The sequence below is a fragment of the Fibrobacter sp. UWT3 genome, from assembly GCF_900230125.1.
In the GTDB taxonomy this organism is placed as follows: domain Bacteria; phylum Fibrobacterota; class Fibrobacteria; order Fibrobacterales; family Fibrobacteraceae; genus Fibrobacter.
The window spans coordinates 1,146,885-1,165,965 of record NZ_OCSS01000001.1; the positions used below are offsets into that span (position 1 = coordinate 1,146,885).

General features: G+C 46.3%; 16 protein-coding genes. All 16 read left to right on the forward strand.

Features of this window, described 5'->3' with window-relative positions; all coding sequences use genetic code 11:
* The first annotated feature begins 489 nt into the window (after window positions 1–489).
* The 16 genes from CRO08_RS04925 (at window position 490) to CRO08_RS04995 (ending at window position 19,060) form a co-directional block, all read left to right on the forward strand.
* Complete coding sequence (locus tag CRO08_RS04925) at window positions 490–2,388, forward strand: nucleoside-diphosphate sugar epimerase/dehydratase (RefSeq protein ID WP_255252242.1); 1,899 nt, start codon at window positions 490–492, stop codon at window positions 2,386–2,388.
* Between the two features lie 11 nt (window positions 2,389–2,399).
* On the forward strand, window positions 2,400–3,626 hold the full coding sequence (locus tag CRO08_RS04930) for a DegT/DnrJ/EryC1/StrS aminotransferase family protein (protein WP_097035291.1): 1,227 nt from the start codon (window positions 2,400–2,402) through the stop codon (window positions 3,624–3,626).
* A 165-nt stretch (window positions 3,627–3,791) separates the two neighbouring features.
* Window positions 3,792–4,856: an ATP-binding protein gene (locus CRO08_RS04935; protein WP_217990564.1), complete on the forward strand. Its 1,065-nt coding sequence runs from the start codon at window positions 3,792–3,794 to the stop codon at window positions 4,854–4,856.
* Between the two features lie 12 nt (window positions 4,857–4,868).
* Complete coding sequence (locus tag CRO08_RS04940; protein WP_097035293.1) at window positions 4,869–5,615, forward strand: sugar transferase; 747 nt, start codon at window positions 4,869–4,871, stop codon at window positions 5,613–5,615.
* Between the two features lies 1 nt (window position 5,616).
* Window positions 5,617–6,606: a glycosyltransferase family 2 protein gene (locus CRO08_RS04945; protein WP_097035294.1), complete on the forward strand. Its 990-nt coding sequence runs from the start codon at window positions 5,617–5,619 to the stop codon at window positions 6,604–6,606.
* Window positions 6,573–7,529, forward strand: coding sequence for a glycosyltransferase (locus CRO08_RS04950; protein WP_141398240.1), 957 nt, complete (start codon window positions 6,573–6,575; stop codon window positions 7,527–7,529). The genes CRO08_RS04945 and CRO08_RS04950 overlap by 34 nt, the downstream gene beginning before the upstream one ends.
* 10 nt (window positions 7,530–7,539) lie before the next feature.
* Window positions 7,540–8,478: a glycosyltransferase gene (locus tag CRO08_RS04955; RefSeq protein ID WP_176495063.1), complete on the forward strand. Its 939-nt coding sequence runs from the start codon at window positions 7,540–7,542 to the stop codon at window positions 8,476–8,478.
* Between the two features lie 187 nt (window positions 8,479–8,665).
* Window positions 8,666–9,712 carry a hypothetical protein gene (locus CRO08_RS04960; RefSeq protein ID WP_097035297.1) on the forward strand — a complete coding sequence of 349 codons (1,047 nt, stop codon included), beginning with the start codon at window positions 8,666–8,668 and terminating at the stop codon, window positions 9,710–9,712.
* A gap of 9 nt (window positions 9,713–9,721) precedes the next feature.
* On the forward strand, window positions 9,722–10,774 hold the full coding sequence (locus CRO08_RS04965; protein ID WP_097035298.1) for a hypothetical protein: 1,053 nt from the start codon (window positions 9,722–9,724) through the stop codon (window positions 10,772–10,774).
* Window positions 10,771–11,859: a polysaccharide pyruvyl transferase family protein gene (locus tag CRO08_RS04970; protein ID WP_097035299.1), complete on the forward strand. Its 1,089-nt coding sequence runs from the start codon at window positions 10,771–10,773 to the stop codon at window positions 11,857–11,859. Before CRO08_RS04965 ends, CRO08_RS04970 begins: the two co-directional genes overlap by 4 nt.
* Window positions 11,860–13,371: an oligosaccharide flippase family protein gene (locus CRO08_RS04975; RefSeq protein ID WP_097035300.1), complete on the forward strand. Its 1,512-nt coding sequence runs from the start codon at window positions 11,860–11,862 to the stop codon at window positions 13,369–13,371.
* A 4-nt stretch (window positions 13,372–13,375) separates the two neighbouring features.
* A complete protein-coding gene (locus CRO08_RS04980; protein WP_097035301.1) occupies window positions 13,376–14,560 on the forward strand; it encodes a Coenzyme F420 hydrogenase/dehydrogenase, beta subunit C-terminal domain in 1,185 nt (394 codons plus the stop codon).
* 50 nt (window positions 14,561–14,610) lie between these two features.
* Window positions 14,611–16,734, forward strand: coding sequence for a polysaccharide biosynthesis tyrosine autokinase (locus CRO08_RS04985; RefSeq protein WP_097035302.1), 2,124 nt, complete (start codon window positions 14,611–14,613; stop codon window positions 16,732–16,734).
* Window positions 16,735–16,797: 63 nt separating this feature from the next.
* The gene (locus tag CRO08_RS04990; protein WP_097035303.1) at window positions 16,798–17,733 is read left to right on the forward strand and encodes a hypothetical protein; all 936 of its coding nucleotides are present in this window, start codon (window positions 16,798–16,800) and stop codon (window positions 17,731–17,733) included.
* Between the two features lie 9 nt (window positions 17,734–17,742).
* A complete protein-coding gene (locus tag CRO08_RS16935; RefSeq protein ID WP_176495064.1) occupies window positions 17,743–17,910 on the forward strand; it encodes a hypothetical protein in 168 nt (55 codons plus the stop codon).
* The gene (locus tag CRO08_RS04995) at window positions 17,891–19,060 is read left to right on the forward strand and encodes a nucleotidyltransferase family protein (RefSeq protein ID WP_097035304.1); all 1,170 of its coding nucleotides are present in this window, start codon (window positions 17,891–17,893) and stop codon (window positions 19,058–19,060) included. Before CRO08_RS16935 ends, CRO08_RS04995 begins: the two co-directional genes overlap by 20 nt.
* Window positions 19,061–19,081 lie beyond the last annotated feature (21 nt).

Below are 19,081 nucleotides of genomic sequence, written 5' to 3' on the forward strand. Positions count from 1 at the left end.
TGCCGAACGGGAGTGCTCCGGAACTCAGGTCCCCGCCGATGCCCGGATTGTAGGGGTCACTCGGGTCTACACCCGGATTGCTGGGGTCAACGTAGGGGTTACTCGGATCCTGGATGTCGCCGTAAGGGGAGGTTAGGGGGATTCTGGGGAATCGTCAGAACAGCCCAAAATGAGGGCGCAGGCGGCAACGAACGGGAATGCGATGTATTTTTTCTGCATACGGATCCTTGAGCATTTGAAAAATGCCTAATCCATACACCAAACGTTAAATTATAAAGTTTTTGGGTGTTTTCAAGCATTTTTAAGGTATTATTTACATTGAAAAAAGCCCGAAAAATGGGGTGTTTTGACCCAAATCACGCTAGTTTGCAAAATGCTGTAACAAAACGTCCCGATAATCAAAAAAAACTAATTTTGTAATGTTTCGGGCGAGTGTAAATGAAGGAAATCCGTAAATTATTCACGAATTTTAGGCTAAGGAAGCGTCTTTTGGCACTTTCTGATGCATTTATTGTCGTGATTGCCGGCTTGCTCGCCAATTTTCCCATACCTATTTACGCAGAACGTATCGGCCGCCCCGAACTTTTTGCCTTCCTTTCGACATGCGTGGTGTGCTGCCTGGCAGCCCTGCTCCTGACTGGGGCGTACAACAAACTTTGGCGTTACTTTTCCCGGAACGATTACATTAGCTGCATTATTGGCGTGGTGCTCGGCTATGCCGTCGCCATTTGCCTTTACTACATCATTACCGATGTTTCGTACCTGCGTTTTTCTGCGCTTTCGTGCCTGCTTACTGCGATAGGGATTTGCCTGTTCCGTTTTGCGTTCCGCGATGCGTTCCTGACTATTGCAGAAGTCGGCCGCAAGGAGGCCGAACGCAAGCGAACCATGATTATCGGCGCGGGCGAGGCGGGGAAACTCCTCATTACGGAGATAAACAGGCTGCCCGCTGTGGCGGGGGCGGAGTCGCCCAAGATTGAGCCCGTGTGCCTTATCGACGATGACCGCAACAAGATTGGGTCTACCGTCTGCGGGGTGCTTGTTTCGGGCGGTACGCGAGATATCGTGAAGGTCGCGAAGGCCGAGAATGTAGAGCAGATTATCTTTGCCATCCCGAGTTGCCCGCCCAAGGACCGCAAGGCGATTCTTTCGATATGCAACAAGACCGGGCTCCCCGTGAAGGTTTTGCCGTTTATCGGTAGCCTGCTTGATTCCTCCAGCGTTGGCGACGGATCCACCAGCTTTGTGGAGCAGATTCGCGATATCAAGTTCGAAGACCTCCTGGGGCGCGCCCCCGTTACCTTCGACAACAAGGAAGTGCGTAGCTTTATCGAGGGCAAGGTCTGCATGGTTACGGGCGGTGGCGGCTCCATCGGGAGCGAACTCGTGCGCCAGATTGCAAAGTACGACCCGAAGCGGATTGTGCTTGTGGATATCTACGAGAACAACGCCTACGAAATCCAGCAGGAACTCCTCATGGAATACGGGAGTGCGCTTGACCTGGTGACGCTTATTGCGAGCGTGCGCGACTACAACCGCATGAACCAGATTTTCAAGAAGTACACGCCCGACGTTGTTTTCCACGCGGCGGCCCACAAGCACGTGCCCCTGATGGAAAATAGCCCCATGGAGGCGATTAAGAACAACGTAGCAGGGACGTTCAACGTGGCGTTCCTCTCGCTGTTCAACAAGGTCAAGAAGTTCGTGATGATTAGCACCGACAAGGCGGTGAACCCCACGAACGTGATGGGTGCAAGCAAGCGCTGCTGCGAGATGATTGTGCAGTACCTTGCCCAGCACAAGATGAGCAATACTGAATTTGTATGTACCCGGTTCGGCAACGTGCTCGGCAGCAACGGGAGCGTTATCCCGCTGTTCAAGCGGCAGATTGAGCAGGGCAAGCCCGTGACCGTGACGCACCCCGACATTATCCGCTACTTTATGACCATTCCCGAGGCTGTGAGCCTCGTGCTCGAGGCGGCAAGCATTGCGCACGGCGGCGAAATCTTTGTGCTCGACATGGGCGAACCCGTGAAGATACTGACGCTTGCCGAAAACCTCATCCGCATGTACGGCAAGGAGCCATACAAGGATGTGCAGATAAAGTTTACGGGACTCAGGCCTGGTGAAAAGCTCAAGGAAGAACTCCTGATGAACGAGGAAGGCCTGCAGAAGACCAACAATAAACTTATCTTTATCGGGAAGCAGCTGGAGATAGACAGTAGCAAGTTTATCCAGCAACTGCGCAAGCTGAGGGACGCCGCGTTCGAGAACGATGAAGAGGCTACCGTACAGGCTCTCCGCGAAATTGTACCGACGTTCGTGAAACCCGAGGAATACAACAAGAAGGCGACCGCATCGATGAAGGCGATACAGGAGACCGCGTAAAGGAATTGCCCATGAAGCGCTTTGAAAAGAGAGTCTGGCTTGCGAGTCCCACCATGCATGGCGATGAACTCCGTTACATGCAGGAAGCCTACGAGACCAACTGGATGAGCACCGTCGGGAAGAATATCGACGAGGTGGAGCGCCTGGTGGCCGAGAAGGTGGGCGTGAAGTATGCCGTGGCGCTTTCTGCGGGGACTGCCGCGCTGCATCTGGGCACGCGCCTTGCGGGTGTCCGCTTGTTCGGGGTGCCCAAGGCGGGTGAGGGTGCGCTGCGCGGGCAGAAGGTATTCTGCAGCGACATGACGTTTGCCGCGACGCTCAACCCGGTGGCCTACGAGAACGGCGAGGCCGTGTTTATCGACAGCGAACGCGATACCTGGAACATGGACCCCGTTGCCCTCGAGAAGGCTTTCGAGATTTACCCTGACGTACGGCTCGTAGTGCTTGTTCATTTGTATGGAACTCCTGCGAAGGTCAATGAAATCCGCGAAATATGCGCCCGCCACAACGCCCTCCTGGTCGAAGATGCCGCAGAAAGTTTCGGTGCAAGCTACAAGGGCGTGCAGACCGGAAGTTTTGGCGACTTTAATGCAATCAGCTTTAACGGGAACAAGATTATTACCGGCAGTAGCGGCGGCATGTACCTTACCGACAGCAAGGAAGATGCGGACCGTGTGCGCAAGTGGAGCACGCAGAGCCGTGAACCCGCACCGTGGTACCAGCACGAGGAAATAGGGTACAACTACCGCATGAGCAACGTAATTGCGGGCGTGGTACGCGGGCAGCTGCCGCACCTCGAAGGACACATCGCGCAGAAGCGTGCCATTTACGAGCGCTACAAGGCGGGTCTTGCCGGGTTGCCCGTGCAGATGAACCCCTACAACGCGGAGAATTCCGTGCCGAACTTCTGGCTTAGCTGCATGATTATCGATGAATGTGCGGTGGGCGAGGGCCGCGGGAAAACTACGCCTGCGAAAATACTGGAACGCCTCGCCGACATGAACGCCGAGGGTCGCCCCATCTGGAAACCCATGCACATGCAGCCGCTGTATGCTGGCCATGCCTTCGTGACCGCTGCGGGGAAGGAAGGCTACAGGGCTTTTTCGGGAGAGGAAGGCGCGGATACCTCCGTGGGCGCCGACATTTTCGCCCGCGGGCTCTGCCTCCCCAGCGACAACAAGATGACCCCCGACCAGCAGGATGCCATCATCGCAGCAATTCGCGAGTGTTTTGCCTAAAATGCGGAAAAATGTCGTAGACTATTGATTTTATGTGCGGATTTGTGTAATAGAGTTTCGTTTGACCATCTTGCGCGAAGCTGATAAATATGCTATATTATGGTGTGATGCGAAAATTTTCGCAACGAAATTTTTCGCAATATCAATTTTCGCATTGGAGAGATTATGAACCCGTTTAAATTCGGCACAATCGTAGAAGACGAGTTTTTCACGGATCGTGTGGACGAATTGGAACATATCAAGCAGTTGCTTGACAGTGAAAACCATCTGGTCTTGATATCTCCCCGCAGGTTTGGTAAGAGTAGTTTGGTGGCAAGGGCCCTGCAACAGCTCGGTCGTCCGTCCATTAGCATCGATTTTATGAAGGTTCTTAGCGTGGAGGACCTTGCCGCACAAATTTTGCGCCAGGTGTTCCGGCTGCACAAGTTTGAGAAGATTAAGCATTTTATGAAGCATTTCCGCGTCGTGCCCACGCTTGCTTTCAATCCGATGACCGACGGTATGGATGTAAGCTTTGTCCCCTCGGTGGGGGCTTCTTCGGCGATGCTGGAAGATTCCCTGGAATTGCTGGAAAAGGTATCTTCAGCAAAGAACCGTCTCATCGTGGTGTTTGATGAGTTCCAGGAGGTAAATTCAATCGACAAGACCCTCGCAAAGCAGTTGCGCGCCATCATGCAACGGCAGAAGGGCTTAAATTACGTGTTCATGGGTAGTCAGGAATCTATGATGGAAGAAATTTTCGAAAAGAAAAAATCTCCGTTCTTCCACTTTGGCGAACGCATGAATTTGAAGAAAATTCCGTACGACGACTTCTTTAGCTATGTCGAAAGCCGTCTGCCCAAGATGCCTGCCCCGCAGAAAGCATCTATCACAGAAGACATATTGAAGTTTACAGGCGTTCATCCCTACTACACGCAGCAGCTGGCGGCTGCTGTTTATAATGCAATCGAATATGGCAAAGTAAAGGAAACTCCCGTCACCTATGCGGTAAAGAGGCAGGTAGAGGAGCATTCCCTGGACTACGAACGTCTCTGGGCAAATATGAACCGCACCGACAGAAAAGTGATGCTGACGCTTGCCAACAGGAAAAACCCCATAACTGACAGGTCGGTACCTGCCAGCACGTCGTTCAGTTCAATCAAACGTCTGATGAAACAGGGGTTTGTCATCAAGACCGACTGCTACGAACTTGAAGATCCGTTCTTCGGTGAATGGATCTTGGGGAATTAAAGGTAGTCGCATATGTACTCCCGCTTCCTTAAACGTGTCATCGATTTCTTCTGTGCCCTGGCGGCAATCTGCTGCCTGAGCCCGCTGCTTGTGGTGCTCACAGTCGTTGGCGCGTTCAAGATGAAGGGGAATCCGTTCTTTACGCAGCCACGCCCCGGGAAGGACGAAAAAATTTTCAAGCTTGTCAAGTTCCGTACCATGACTAACGAGAAGGACGCAAACGGTAAGTTGCTACCCGATGACGTGCGCCTTACCGCATATGGCAAGTTCCTGCGCAGCACAAGCCTCGACGAACTCCCCGAACTCTTCAACATACTGAAGGGCGACATGGCGGTAATTGGCCCGAGGCCGCAACTCGTGCGCGACATGGTTTTCATGACCCCCGAACAGCGCAAACGCCATACCGTGCGGCAGGGGCTGAGCGGACTTGCTCAGATCAATGGCCGGAACGCCGTGACCTGGGAAAAGAAAATCGAGTATGACCTCGAGTACATCAAGAAAATCACCTTCCTGGGTGACGTGAAGATAATACTCACTACGCTGAACAAGGCCTTTATCAAGCGTTCCGACATCACCGAAGAAGGCTCCGACACCGCGACCGACCTCGGCGACTACCTGCTGGCAAGCGGCCGCATCACCCGCGAGGAATACGACCGCGGCCAGGAAGAAGCGAAAAAGTTGATTGCAATGTCAGAATGTCATTCTGGAGCCGAAGGCGATAGAATCCACGAAGTCGAAGGATCCAGGGAGAAAGGGTAGTATGAGTGGCCTTGTCTCCATAATCATGCCCAGCTATAACACGGCTCCGTACATCGCGGAGTCCATACGCTCCGTGATTGCGCAGACATACACCGACTGGGAACTGATTATCGTTGACGACGCCAGCACCGACAACACCGATGACGTCGTGGGCAAGTTCACTGAGCCTGCCGAAGTGAACTCGAACGGTTGTCATCCTGAGCGGACCCTGGAGCCGCAGGCGATAGGGGGAGTCGAAGGATCTAGTTTAGAAAAACGAATCCACTACCTCAAAAACGACCGCAATCGCGGTGCCGCCTACAGTCGCAATCGTGCCCTCCGCGAGGCAAAAGGCAAGTGGATAGCCTTCCTCGACAGCGATGACATCTGGACACCCGACAAACTTGAAAAGCAAATCGCCTTCATGACCAAGAACGGTTACGCCTTCAGTTATACGCGCTACGAGGAAATGGATGAGAATGGCTGGCCCACGGGAACGATTGTCGGTGGCCCGAAACGCATTACCAAGACGGGAATGTATAACTACTGCTGGCCCGGTTGCCTCACCGTGATGTACGACCGCGAGGTCGTGGGTAATGTACAGATAGCCGAAATCCAGAAGAACAACGATTACGCCATGTGGCTCAAGATTTGCCGCAAGGCCGATTGCTACCTTCTGGACGAAAACTTGGCCCGCTACCGCAAACGCACCGGCTCGATAACACATGCTCAACGTCATCCTGGAGCCGATGTAATCCAAAGTCATCCTGGAGCCGAAGGCGATAGGATCCATAAGGCCCCTGAGCTTGCCGAAGGGACGAAGTCGAAGGATCTTCCAACCTGTCATCCCCGCGCAGGCGGGGATCTATCTCGTCACTTGTCGCTCGTTAAGTGGCATTACAAACTCTATCGCGAAGCCGAAGGAATGAACCCGGTCGTATCCCTGTTTAATACAGGCCGGAACCTCTTCTTTGGTGTGTGGAAGAAGATGAAGTATGTGGGGAGGGTGTAGGTTGTATGAATGTTCTTGATCGACTGAAAAATGCGTACGCTGGTGGTGGACTTAGGGAGATTGCAAGAAAATCTATCTTTCATTGTATTTACCGAATCAATAATTACAAAACCAAGTTCTTGGTTGACCATAAAAAGATCGAATATGGTTTGAATACGACAGAGGCTAGAGAAAAAAAAGTTATTGTCTCTTTGACCTCTTTCCCGCCAAGGTTCGCGAATATCCACTTGACCTTAAAAAGTCTTCTGTTGCAATACGAAAAACCCGACCGGATTATTGTTTATCTAGGCTCCGATTCCTCGCGGGAGCAATTCACGAATGAAATGCTGGAATTGGAACAATATGGCGTTGAATACCGTATTGATAGCGAAAGAAACTTGAAATCTCATAAGAAGTATTTTTATGCAATGCAGGAATTCCCTGATGATGTAGTGGTAACTGCAGATGATGATGTTTATTACCCGTCTAATTGGCTTTCAGGTTTCTTGAAATCCTACAGAAAGTTCCCGAAAGCGGTGAGTGCTCGCCGGGTACACCTTATGAAGAAAAATGGGAAAGAATTGGCTTTTTATAATTATTGGGAAGACCAGTGTCGTCGGGTAAAATTACCGAGTTTCTCGCTCATTGCTACAGGTTGCAGTGGAATTCTCTATCCGCCGCATTGCTTCAAGCCAGAGACGTTTGATGAAGCAACTTTTAAGGAATTGTGCTTTGATGCGGACGATATCTGGTTGAAGTGCATGGAGGTCTTGAACGATGTCCCTGTCGTATGGGCCAAGAATTGGGAAGTCGACCTGCTAGATGTTGCTGATTCTACAAAGGGAGCCCTTTCAAGTTTAAACGTGGATTATCGTAAGAATGATGCCTATTTGCATAATGTGATGGATCATTTTAAAATTCCTGTAGAGAATTTTTTTAGATGAAGGGGTGCTTGTGAAGAATATTGCTGTCGTGATACTAAATTACAACACCTTTGACGATACTGTTGTATGTGTAGATTCTATCAAAAAATTTACTAAGCAGGTCGCGTACAAGATTTATATTGTGGACAACGCATCTCCAGATAAATCTGGCGAACAACTATTGGCAAAATATACAAGTGATTCTAGTGTTGCTGTTCTCAGGTCTGATGTAAACAAGGGCTTTTCCGGTGGAAATAATATCGGTATTCGTGCTGCATTAAATGATGGCTATGAGTATATTTATCTTTTGAATAGCGATATTATTTTAGAAAACGATGCGTTCTCCCTGATGCAGGGGCGTTTTGAGACAAGTAAAGATGTTGCGATCGTTGGACCGCATATTGTCAATAGTATTGGCGAATATGTGCAGTTCGCAAGGCCAGGCATAACGTTAGCTCTATATTTGGTTTGTAGACGAACTTTTGCGACTTTTTTCCCTAAATTGGAAAAGAAACTTCGTTTCTTTAGTTACAATCCCGAAGAGAATTATGTCTTTGATGGAATGCTAAATGGTTGCTGTTTCGGTATGAAGGCCTGTTTTATCCGAGAGCATGATTGCCTGGATGAAAATTTGTTTATGTATTATGAAGAAGACGTTTTGGCGTATGTCCTGAAAAGAAACTGTAAAAAAGCTCTTATAGTTTCTAATGCCAAAATCATACATAATGAAGGCATTGCTACAAAAAAAAGCAGTAAAGATAGAATGCTCTTTACTAGATTTTATCGATGGACATCGGTTTTATATGTGCTACGGAATTATGCAAAAGTGAATTTTATCATTTGCAAACTCATTTCAACAATTAATATAATGGAATGGCGTCTATTGGCTTTGCGGAATCGTGCTTATAAAGAAAAACTGCAGGATTTCGTTAGTGAAAACAAAAGGGTCTTAAGAACTATACAAAGATAAAAGCATGCCACTATATAGAGCGTTCCCATATTTGTATTTTTTTGGTTGGATTTTTCTGGCCATCTTTCAATATATTTATAATACAAATTATTTGTATGAGCCGTTATTAATATTTTTCTCGGCTACTGCATTGTATTATTCTTTTTATGTTATATCAAACTACAAATTGCCTTTTTATTTTAAAAGTTTGTTTTTATTTGTCGGAGTTTTATGTGTTTATGGTTTTGTCTTAATTTTTCTTGGAGAGGATGTTTTTTGGCAAGCCGTGGGCCATGATTTGAGGAAATATTTGTATGTATTGTGGCTTATTTCTTCAATGCTGTCTGTTGTTCCCGTATATGTTTTTACCTGCCGTGGTTGGCTGAATGAAAAAAGAATGCTATGGATTTTCATACTATTGTATGTGTTAAGCATCTACGCGTTTTATGGGGCGTTGGAAATTCAGAAATCATACGCTACATTATTCAAATTAGACCAGGATGAATATACGGTGACTAGTGTGTATTCCTTTTTGAGTTTAATGCCTCTGCTATTGTTGTTGAAAAATAAAAAAGTTGTTCAATTTGCTTTACTGAGTGTAATGCTTGCTTTTTTTATACTTGGAGCCAAACGTGGACCTATAATTTTGGGTGGGATGTCTGCAATTTTTTTGACATTATGTATGTTTGTAGGATGCTCCATAGAAGAAAAAATAAGACTTTTCTTTATAGAGGTACTTTTTTTTGCGGGAATTGTCATTTTTGTGGCTCATCAAATGTCGTTGAGTCCATATTTATCTTGGCGACTTGAACAGACGTTAGCAGGTAATAGCAGTGGTCGAGATGTATATGTACAAACAATATGGAACTATTATTTGAATTCCTTAAGTAATAGACAAATGATATTGGGTATCGGGGCACAAGGAACGCTCGCTGTAAATGAGTCTTTTGCTCATAATGACTGGCTTGGTATTTTGTTAGAGAATGGTATTTTGGGTGTGTTTCTTTATGGCTTATATTGGATTGGCTTTGTATACACATGGTTCAAATCAAAAATTGATAAAGATTCGTTTATTGCAATTGGTTTGCTTATTTTTATAGGATTTGGAAAAGCTATTTTTTCAATGTATTACTTGCCGGCTACGTCTGAAATGATGTTCTCTTCTGGATGCTTTGTTATTGCTCTTGGATATTATTTGGGAAAGGCTTTTCCGCAATATGATAAATATTCTGAATTTAATGACAACATTTTTTGAGAAAAAGTTATGAAATTTGAACATATATATGTATTCTGCCCGAACGATTATGTATCGGGAGGCCCGGACGCCCTTCATCAAATTGTTTACTATTTAAAACAGATTGGATGTGTTGCTGAAATAGTTTATTTTACACAGACGGGAAACAAAGACTATTCCATTCCCAAGCCATATCAAAAATATATTTCTTCATTTTTGAAAGAAGACGAAGTTGAGGATAGCCCCAAAAATGCAGTTATAATAACGGAAACATTTGTCGGTTTGGCAAAAAGATTTAAGCAAAGTACAGTCTTTATTTGGTGGTTGGGCGTAAATAATAATGTGTTGCATGCAAATTTCTTCTGGAAAGCATTTTTCTTTATTTCTTTGCCATTAAGGATAGTGAAAAATTTTGAATATTATCGAGTTCATTTTTTAGATGCAATTCGAAAGACATTAAAAAAGAATCCGTATTCATTTCGAAAAGAGCAACGGAATGTCAAACATATTTGTGCTTCTTTTCATGCGTATGATTATGTTTCAAAGAGAACAAAAAATGAAGTAGCAATAGGTATAGAACCATTAAGCAAGTTTTTCTTAGAATTATATAATGAAAACAAAAATAAAATTCCTTTGATAGAAAGGAATGATGTTGTTCTTTATAACCCAAAGAGGTGCGGTTATTTTGTTCGATACCTTTCCATTTTTTTGCCGAAAATTAAATTTGAACCATTAACTGGTTTAACGCAGGATGAAATTGTTTCGAAATATATGACATCTAAGTTGTATGTTGATTTCGGTGCTTTCCCAGGTGCTGAACGCATACCCAAAGAGGCTGTTTTATATGGCTGTGCGATTATTACAGGGAAACGAGGTGCCGCATTTTTTCATGGAGACGTTCCTATTCCTGACGAATATAAATTTGGTAACCCTTATAAACAAATTCATGAAATTGCTGAAAAAATCCGCTTTGTGTTGCTAAATTACGAAAAAGTTTATTCTGACTTTGACGAATATCGTGAGACGATACTTAACTTGGAAAAAAATTTCAAAAAATCTTTAGGAAATATATTTCTGAAATGAGAATCGGTGTTGTGACATTCTGGCAATCTGCGGATAATTTTGGACAAATTTTGCAGGGTTATGCGTTGCAGAGAGCATTAAAAGCAATGGGAAATGCTCCTGTATTGATTCGCACTGAAAGAGATCAAAGTTCTTTACCGTTTTCAAGGAAAATCAAATTATTTATTCATGGATTTTTTCATCTTCCCTATTTAGGAAGTGGTGGAAAAAAAATTCGATGCTTTCAAAAAAAATATTTATCATGCTCTAAAAAAATTTATAAATCAAAAGGAGATTTCCAACCTTCAGATTTAACCTATGAGGCTGTTATTTGTGGTAGTGATGTTGTATGGAGTGAAGGTGTTGGGTGTGGTGAATATGGCGAATTAAATTTTCTTAGTTTTGTACCTAAACCGATAAAGAAAATTTCTTATGCCGCAAGTTTTGGTGCTTTGTCTCTTTCAAAAGAGTTTTCGGAGTTTGTAAAAGACAAAATATTTGATTTTGATGCAATTAGTGTTAGAGAAGATTCGGGAATAGATATATGTTCCCGGTTAGGTCGTAGTGATGCCGTTTCAGTTTGTGATCCAACCTTGTTACTAAAAAAAGAAGATTATGACACTTTGTTGTCACCTGATAGAAGAAAACGTTCTTTTGCGTATTTTATTGGATGGCCAACTGATATCCCTGAAAAAGAAATCATAGAATATACACTGAGAAAAAAAATACATTATGACCGGCTAGATTGTCAAAAATCAAAAAAAACACTAAAATCGGTTTTTTCCAAAAAGAAGACAATACAAGATTGGCTGGCATCCTATTCTTCTGCCGATTGTATATATACGAATTCTTTCCACGGGACAATTTTTGCGCTGCTGTTCAATAAACCATTTCTGTTTTTCCCAGTAAAGGGGAAAGCGCAACAATTGAATGATAGGATTTTAAACTTGTTGAAAAAAACGGATTTGCTTGATAGAGTGTGGAATCCGAACATGTCAATACAGGAACAAATGGAACAACCTATAGATTGGAATCGCGTGAATTTGGCAGTTGGAAAATGGCGAACGTTTTCGTACGATTGGCTAAAAAATGCGTTGGAATTATAAATGAAATCCCAGCTTAAAATAGGCGCTTTACTCTCGTATGTGGTCCTTGCCTTGCAAAACCTCGTGGGCTTGGTCTATACGCCGTTCATGCTTCGCATGCTTGGTAAGTCGGAGTACGGGCTCTATTCCATTGCTGCGTCAATTGTTGCTTATTTGACCATCCTGGATTTGGGTTTCGGCAACGCCATTGTCCGCTATACAGCAAAGTACAGGGCGGAGGGCAAGGTCGAAGAACAGCACAAGATGTTTGGGATGTTCTTTGTACTCTATTGTATAATCAGTCTTGTCGTATTGATTGCCGGGTGTGTCCTGTGTCTGAATGCGGGGAACATTTTCGATGCGGCGATGACATCCGTGGAATTGTCTCGTACCAAGGTTATTTTGGCCCTAATGGTCGGCAACCTTGCCATAACTTTCCCGTTGAGCATCTTCGGCTCCATTATTACCGCGTACGAACAGTTCGTTTTTCAAAAGGTGGTTGCGATTGTCCGCATTGTGCTGAATACGGCAACGATGATAGTCTTGCTCACTATGGGCTACAAGGCTATTGCTATGGTGGTTGTGACGACTATTTTCAATGTTGTGACATTGCTTGCCAATTACTGGTACTGCAAACGGCGTTTGAATGTCAAACTGAAGTTCGGCCAGTTCGAATTGCCTTTTTTGAAGGAAGTTGCGCTTTATTCGTTCTGGATTTTCTTAAACGTTATTATGGACCGCATCTATTGGAGTACGGGGCAGTTTGTACTTGGCGCTTTTGCTGGCCCCGCAGCAGTTGCTGTTTTTGCAGTTGCAATCCAACTACAGTATATGTACATGAGTTTTTCCACTGCGATAAGCGGGGTCTTTTTGCCTAAGGTTACAGCAATGACGGTAAATGATAGTAGCGGTAGGGCGATTTCCGATTTGTTTATTAAGACTGGGCGCGTTCAGTATTGCGTTATGGCTCTTGTGCTGTCGGGCTTTATTCTTTTCGGTCGTCAGTTCATTAATCTTTGGGCTGGGAATGGCTATGAAGACGCCTACGTGATTGCACTCCTATTCTTTGTCCCGTTGACTGTGCCGCTGATTCAAAACCTTGGCATTACGATTTTACAGGCGCGAAACCAGATGAAATTCCGTTCGCTTCTGTATTTGGTGATTTCATTGGTGAGCCTTGCCACTCAAATTCCTTTGGCGAAACGTTATGGCGGTATTGGATGTGCCTGTGCCGTTGCCGGGGCGCTGGTGCTGGGCCAAATAATTGTGATGAACCTCTATTATCAGGTGCGGCAAAAAATAAATATTGTCCGTTTTTGGGTTGAAATTGTAAAGATGTCTGTGGTGCCTGCGGTATTGATGGTTGCCGGCTACAAGGTCCTTCAATTATACGAGATAAAAGGCTGGGCATCTTTATGCGTTGGCATCTTGGCGTATTTGGTTGTATATTTACCATTGTTCTTCTATATTTCCATGAACAGGTATGAACGGAATATGATTCTTGATCCTCTTCGTAAAATCTTGAAAAGGTAAAATAATGCCCCAGTTATCCTCCATTTGTTCATCGTGTGCGGCATGCGCAAATGTATGCTCCCGTCATGCGATTTCTATGGAATTGAATGCTGAAGGCTTTTATCGACCGGTCATAGATTCTTCAAAATGTGTTGAATGCGGGGCCTGTGCAAGGGCTTGTCCTTGGCTGAATGAGGTTGTCAATTCGAATGGTTCCGTCAAGGCGCCCCGAACCATTGCTGCCTTTACGAAGGATGAGGCGGTACGAATGGTTTCGTCAAGTGGTGGACTATTTACGGAACTTGCGAAGGCTGTTTTGAAAGAGGGGGGATGTGTAGTAGGTGTTGCACAGTTGGATGTGCGTACGTTCGGTCATATTGTGATTGATTCTTTCGCCGACTTGTCGAAACTACAAGGCCCCAAATATGTACAGGCGGACCCTGGTCAAGTTTATCGTGAAGTGTGGAGTCTTTTGAAAAATGGTCGGAAGGTCCTGTTCTCGGGAACGCCCTGTCAAGTGGCTGCGTTGTATGCCGTATTGGGTAAGGCTGCCTGCGAAAATCTTTGGACGGTGGATGTCGTTTGCCACGGGACGCCCAGCGTCAAGGTGTGGCGCAAGTATGTGGAAGAAATTGAGTGCGTTGCAAAATCAAAATTGATAAGGATTGATTTCCGCAGCAAGCAAACAGGTTGGAAACGTTATTCGTTGCATTGTAAATTTAATGATGGCGAAAAAAAATATGTTTACTTTCGTGATGACATCTTTATGAAATTGTTTCTACTTCGGATTTGCCAAAACGAATCTTGTACAAATTGTCATTATCGAAAATTACCTAGAATAGCGGATATAACTTTAGGCGATTTTTGGGGGGTGGCGAATTACCACCCAGAAATGGACGACGACAAGGGAACCTCCGTTGTTTTGCTGAATACCGCCCATGGCGAGTTTTTGTTCAATTCTATTTCGAAAGGTCTTGTTCTTTGTGAATCGTCCCTTGAAAAGGCGGTGGCCGGAAATCCTTGCATAGTCCGTTCCATCCGCCCGCACAGGAACCGGGCGATGTTCTTTGAAAATCTGAATAAATACACACTTGAGGAACTAATCCAAAAATGTGATGGCAATTTGCCCTTGCATTGGCGCTTTTATTATATGGTTCGAGGTTGTCTTGGTCGTGTTAAGTTACGGATAACAAATAGATTGAGAAAATGACCTAATATTTTTATGTATATTTCCGATAACACTGTGATGGAACCTAAAAGATGGATGAGAACATAAAGAAAATACAACCGTTAGAAGGCTCGATAACGCTGCTCGATGTTGCTCAAACCCTTTGGAACAGGCGTTGGGTTATTTTGCTGTTCACTCTTTTGACAGTTGTCTTTGGGTATGCCTATGCCATGTGGGTCCGTCCGCAGTTCACGAGCGATGTTCTTCTTCAAGTCAATGTCAAGGGATCTAGCAGCAAGTCGACCAAGGCTCTTGGCGAGATGGGTGCAGTCCTTGACCTGGCAAGCCCTGCAGATGCCGAAATAGAACTTATCAAGAGCCGCATGGTTCTCAGTGAAGTGGTAGCGATCGAACATCTCCATATATGGACTATCCCTATCGGGGTGTCAGACAGGTTTACCCATAAGGAAGGTCGTATGGATGTCGATTCACTGATTATCCCGGAAAAACTCCGTGTAAAGAAGTGGATCGCAGTCGTCAAGGATGAAAATTCCTATGCGGTAATCGCGCCGGATGGCAAGGTTGCCTTGGAAGGGCGTGTTGGCGAAGTCTATTCGGCTGTGTTTGCGGGCGATACATTGACAATCCGCGTAAATTACATGCAGGCTCGTAAGGGGCAAAAATTCCAGATTGTCCAGGGCTCGCCCTTGAAGGCGGAACGTGCACTAAAGGCGTCTTTAAACGTGGCCGAAAAAGGTAAGCAGACGGGTATCATTTCGGTCCGCTATAGCCATCGTTACCCGGATCGTGCTGCGTCCATCTTGAATACTATTGCGAAAACATACCTACGCCAGAATGTAGAAATGCGCAGTGCTGAAGCTGAAAAGACTCTGGAGTTCCTTGAAGGGCAACTTCCGGGAGTCAAGGCCAAGTTGGATAGCGCCGAGAAGGTGTTGGCGGACTATCGCCATAAGGTCGGTTCTGTGGATATTGGCGGCGAGACCAAGGCGCATCTCGACAAGGAGGGGCAACTTCAGCGCCAAATTATGCAGTTGGAGCAGGAACGTCAGTCTGCCCTTCGTTTGTTCAAAGCGGAACATCCGAATGTACAGACAATTGTTAAGCAACAGAACAAGGTGAAGGCCGAACTGGCTCAACTCAAGAAAAACGCTGAAAAGATGCCGCTCACCCAGCAAGAGGTGAAACGGCTGCAAGAAGAAGTGGCCGTCAACAACGAGGTCTACACCAACATGCTCAACAACATCCAGCAGCTACGCGTGGTGCGAGCGGGCGAGGTGGGCAACGTTCGTATAGTTGATTTTGCACAAATCGAGCCGAGCCAGAGTAAGCCGAATAAGTCGAGAATTATAATAGCTTCCGTAGCTTTCGGATTTGCTTTAGGAATTCTATTTGTTGTTTTGATGCGTATTCTCAAAAACGGAGTCCGTAGTGCTTCCGAAATCGAGCGTGAAACAGGTCTCAGCGTGTTTGCAAAGATTCCTCAGTCAACGCATAAGTTCTTGCGTGCAAATACGCGTGTACACCACAGTGCTCCGTTTGTGCTCCAAAATACTGAAGATAAAGTAAGTGAATCGTTCCGTTCGTTGCAAACGGCTCTGATGTTCCTAATGCCGAATCCTGAGCATAGCGTTGTTCTGGTGATGGGCTTGATTCCTGGTGTGGGCAAAAGCTTTGTTTCGTTGAACCTGGCTGCAACGATTGCTGTGAGTGGCAAGAAGGTGTTGCTAATAGATGCAGATATGCGCCGTGGTGTAATTCACGGACGCTCAAAGTTTGGACTTGCTGATGTTTTGGCGGGAATTGCGACTCTTGACACAGCTGTTTCACAAAAACATGACGATAATTTGTATGTAATGAATGCCGGCAAGACGAAACTTGCTGCCTGCGAGTTGTTACGTGGTGAGGCGATGGACAAACTTCTCAAGGAAGCTCGCGAAAGGTTTGACATGATAATTGTCGATACTCCTCCGCTGAACTTGGTGACCGACGCCGAACTCATTTGCCCGCTGGTCGATTACTCTTTGTTTGTGCTCCACTATGGCCGCCACAGCATGGAAGAAATCAAGGAAACTGTCGAACGTGTCAAGCGCTATTCTGACAAGCCCGCTGCTATCGTAATGAATCATTGCGAGCGTGAACCGGGCCGTTATGGCTACGGCTACTATGACAAGGGCTATTATGGCAAAAAATCGTGATAATCAACACTTTACATTATTCTTACATTTTTCTATATTTGGCCTAAAATCTATAGGTTTAATATGAAAATTTTCAAAAAAATGGCCGTTTTGACGCTATCTGTCGCCTTCATGGGTGCTTTTGCCCAAGAAGAGGGCTCCATACTTGGCGAATACGGTGCTATTACCGTCAAGATGCTTAATGGTAAGAAGACCGCTCTCATTAGCGGTACTTCGACAGAAACGGTTGAAATTTCGGAAGATGTCGAGGTGGATTCAATCTATTACGATCGTGATTATTCGGGTGAATGGGGCAAGCCCGGCACCTTGATGCTGCCGTTTGATTTCCCAAGTGGCTGTCTTTCTGAATTCGGCCAGATTTACGAAATGACTGGAATCGCGATTAACGGAACTTCAGAAACCTGGCAAATTGACGCGAAGCAAATGGGCAGTAACGGCGAATTTTCCGCAAACAGGCCTTATTTTGTCCGCCCTAACAAAAATCAGATTAATTTCCCTGCTTGGTGTGCGGGCAAGACCACGATGAAGAAAACCGTAGGTGCCGATACCAAGTTTAAGTTTGACAATTGGGAATTCCGGGGCATGTATTCCTATAAAACTTGGGAAGAGGGCGACCCTGACATTGGTCGTGTTTACGGCTTTGCTGCTAAGGCGAAAGAGGTTGATGGCAAGCAGATTCAGCAGGGCCAGTTTGTAAAGGTTAAGGCAGGGGCCTACATTCGTCCGTTCCGTGGTTACTTGGTTTACAACAAGAGCAATGCGTTGACCAAGGCTGGTGCCAACGCAACAATCGCTGCTATTGAAGAAGACTTACCTTCGTCCATCGAGGTGGTTTTTCATGACGAAGAAGGGACAACTGCAATTTACATGCTGAACCCGCGCACGGGTGAGTTCTCTACGGCGAACGGCTGGTACGACATGAAGGGCCGCAAGCTCGACAAGAAGCCGACCGTCAAGGGTACGTACTTCAATAACGGCAAGAAGGTTGTAATTAAGTAAGGGGTTGATATGAATTTGAAGTTTGAAAAGAAAGAATACGTTGCTCCGAAGCTCAGTTTCATTGATATGCGCGGTGAGATGTATCTGCTTGCCGGCTCCGGCGATGGCCCCGATGCAGACGAATACGATGACGAACTCGGTTTCAACTTGAACGAAGGTGCAAACCGTCACGTATAAAGTTGTTGCGAGGCGGCTCGACCTCCTTTTTGCACTCCTGCGATATGCCTTAGGGGCTTCGCGGGAGTTTCCTTTTTTTGGGGCAGGCGGAGTTTCTGCTGAAGACTGGGAGTGGCTCTACAGGCAATGCGGCAGGCAGTCCGTTCTTGGGGTCGCGTTCAGTGCAATCAACACGCTTTCTGCGGGGAAGCCCGAAACGCTTGGGATGTCGCACCAGCTTTACCTCAAGTGGTTCTACCAGGCGGAGGGTATCCGGTCGTTAAACGAGCGGCATTACGCTTGCTCGGGTGAACTGACGCAGAAGTTTGCGGCGGAGGGTTGCCAGACGCTCATTCTTAAGGGGCAGGCGAATTCCCTGCTTTATCCGGACAAGTTTATCCGGCAGACGGGGGATATCGACATCTGGATTTCAGGTGGGCGAAAGGCTGTTATTGCGCTTCTTTCGCGTATGAACCTACTAGAAAAAGCAAGGGTTTCGAACCACGATGTCTTGCTATCCAAAGAGGCTTTCGGGGAAGAGGTTGAGGTTCATTTTGGGTTCGGGGTTGACCGCTGCAGTCCTTTTGCAAACAGGCGTTTGCTGCATTTCTTGAACGCGGAACTGCCTGCCTCGCATCTCGTTCCTGCGGGCGACACTAAAGATGCGCCGAGTTTCTACGTTCCTTCGAACAAATTCGCGCTGGTCATGCAGCTCTCGCACATATACAAGCACTTGTTGGGGCTCGGGGTGGGCCTGCGCCAGGTGATGGATTACTGCGTGCTACTCCGGGCCAGTTCCGACGGAGAGCGCGCGGATGTTGCTGCCCGCTTAGAGTCGCTTGGCCTGAACCGCATTGCGGGTGCCCTCATGTGGGTGCTTGCGGAATATCTCGGGCTAGAATCGCAGTACCTGCTTTGCGCACCCGATGCCCGCCGCGGGCGCATTCTCCTTCGTGAAATCATGCGCGACGGCAACTTCGGGAAATTTGCGGATCGACGCCGTGGCTCTGTTTGGCGCTGGTGGCTAAAAAACCGCCTCCGTCTGGTCACATTCCTCCCGTTCGATTTCCCAGAAGTCTCGTGGTTTCTGCTGCGCTACTGGGCTTCGTTCGTGTTCCTGACGCCACAGCGCCTTCTGGCCTTCCGCCTGTATAAAAAGCGTCATAAATAATATGGACTAAAAAATATGCCA

Excerpts from the sequence above, each read along its gene's own strand:
- CRO08_RS04935 (WP_217990564.1), top strand. The coding sequence starts at position 3,792 with ATGAACCCGTTTAAATTCGGCACAATCGTAGAAGACGAGTTTTTCACG.
- CRO08_RS04990 (WP_097035303.1), top strand. The coding sequence starts at position 16,798 with ATGAAAATTTTCAAAAAAATGGCCGTTTTGACGCTATCTGTCGCCTTC.
- CRO08_RS04980 (WP_097035301.1), top strand. The coding sequence starts at position 13,376 with ATGCCCCAGTTATCCTCCATTTGTTCATCGTGTGCGGCATGCGCAAAT.
- CRO08_RS04945 (WP_097035294.1), top strand. The coding sequence starts at position 5,617 with ATGAGTGGCCTTGTCTCCATAATCATGCCCAGCTATAACACGGCTCCG.
- CRO08_RS04930 (WP_097035291.1), top strand. The coding sequence starts at position 2,400 with ATGAAGCGCTTTGAAAAGAGAGTCTGGCTTGCGAGTCCCACCATGCAT.
- CRO08_RS04970 (WP_097035299.1), top strand. The coding sequence starts at position 10,771 with ATGAGAATCGGTGTTGTGACATTCTGGCAATCTGCGGATAATTTTGGA.
- CRO08_RS16935 (WP_176495064.1), top strand. The coding sequence starts at position 17,743 with ATGAATTTGAAGTTTGAAAAGAAAGAATACGTTGCTCCGAAGCTCAGT.
- CRO08_RS04985 (WP_097035302.1), top strand. The coding sequence starts at position 14,611 with ATGGATGAGAACATAAAGAAAATACAACCGTTAGAAGGCTCGATAACG.
- CRO08_RS04975 (WP_097035300.1), top strand. The coding sequence starts at position 11,860 with ATGAAATCCCAGCTTAAAATAGGCGCTTTACTCTCGTATGTGGTCCTT.
- CRO08_RS04965 (WP_097035298.1), top strand. The coding sequence starts at position 9,722 with ATGAAATTTGAACATATATATGTATTCTGCCCGAACGATTATGTATCG.
- CRO08_RS04940 (WP_097035293.1), top strand. The coding sequence starts at position 4,869 with ATGTACTCCCGCTTCCTTAAACGTGTCATCGATTTCTTCTGTGCCCTG.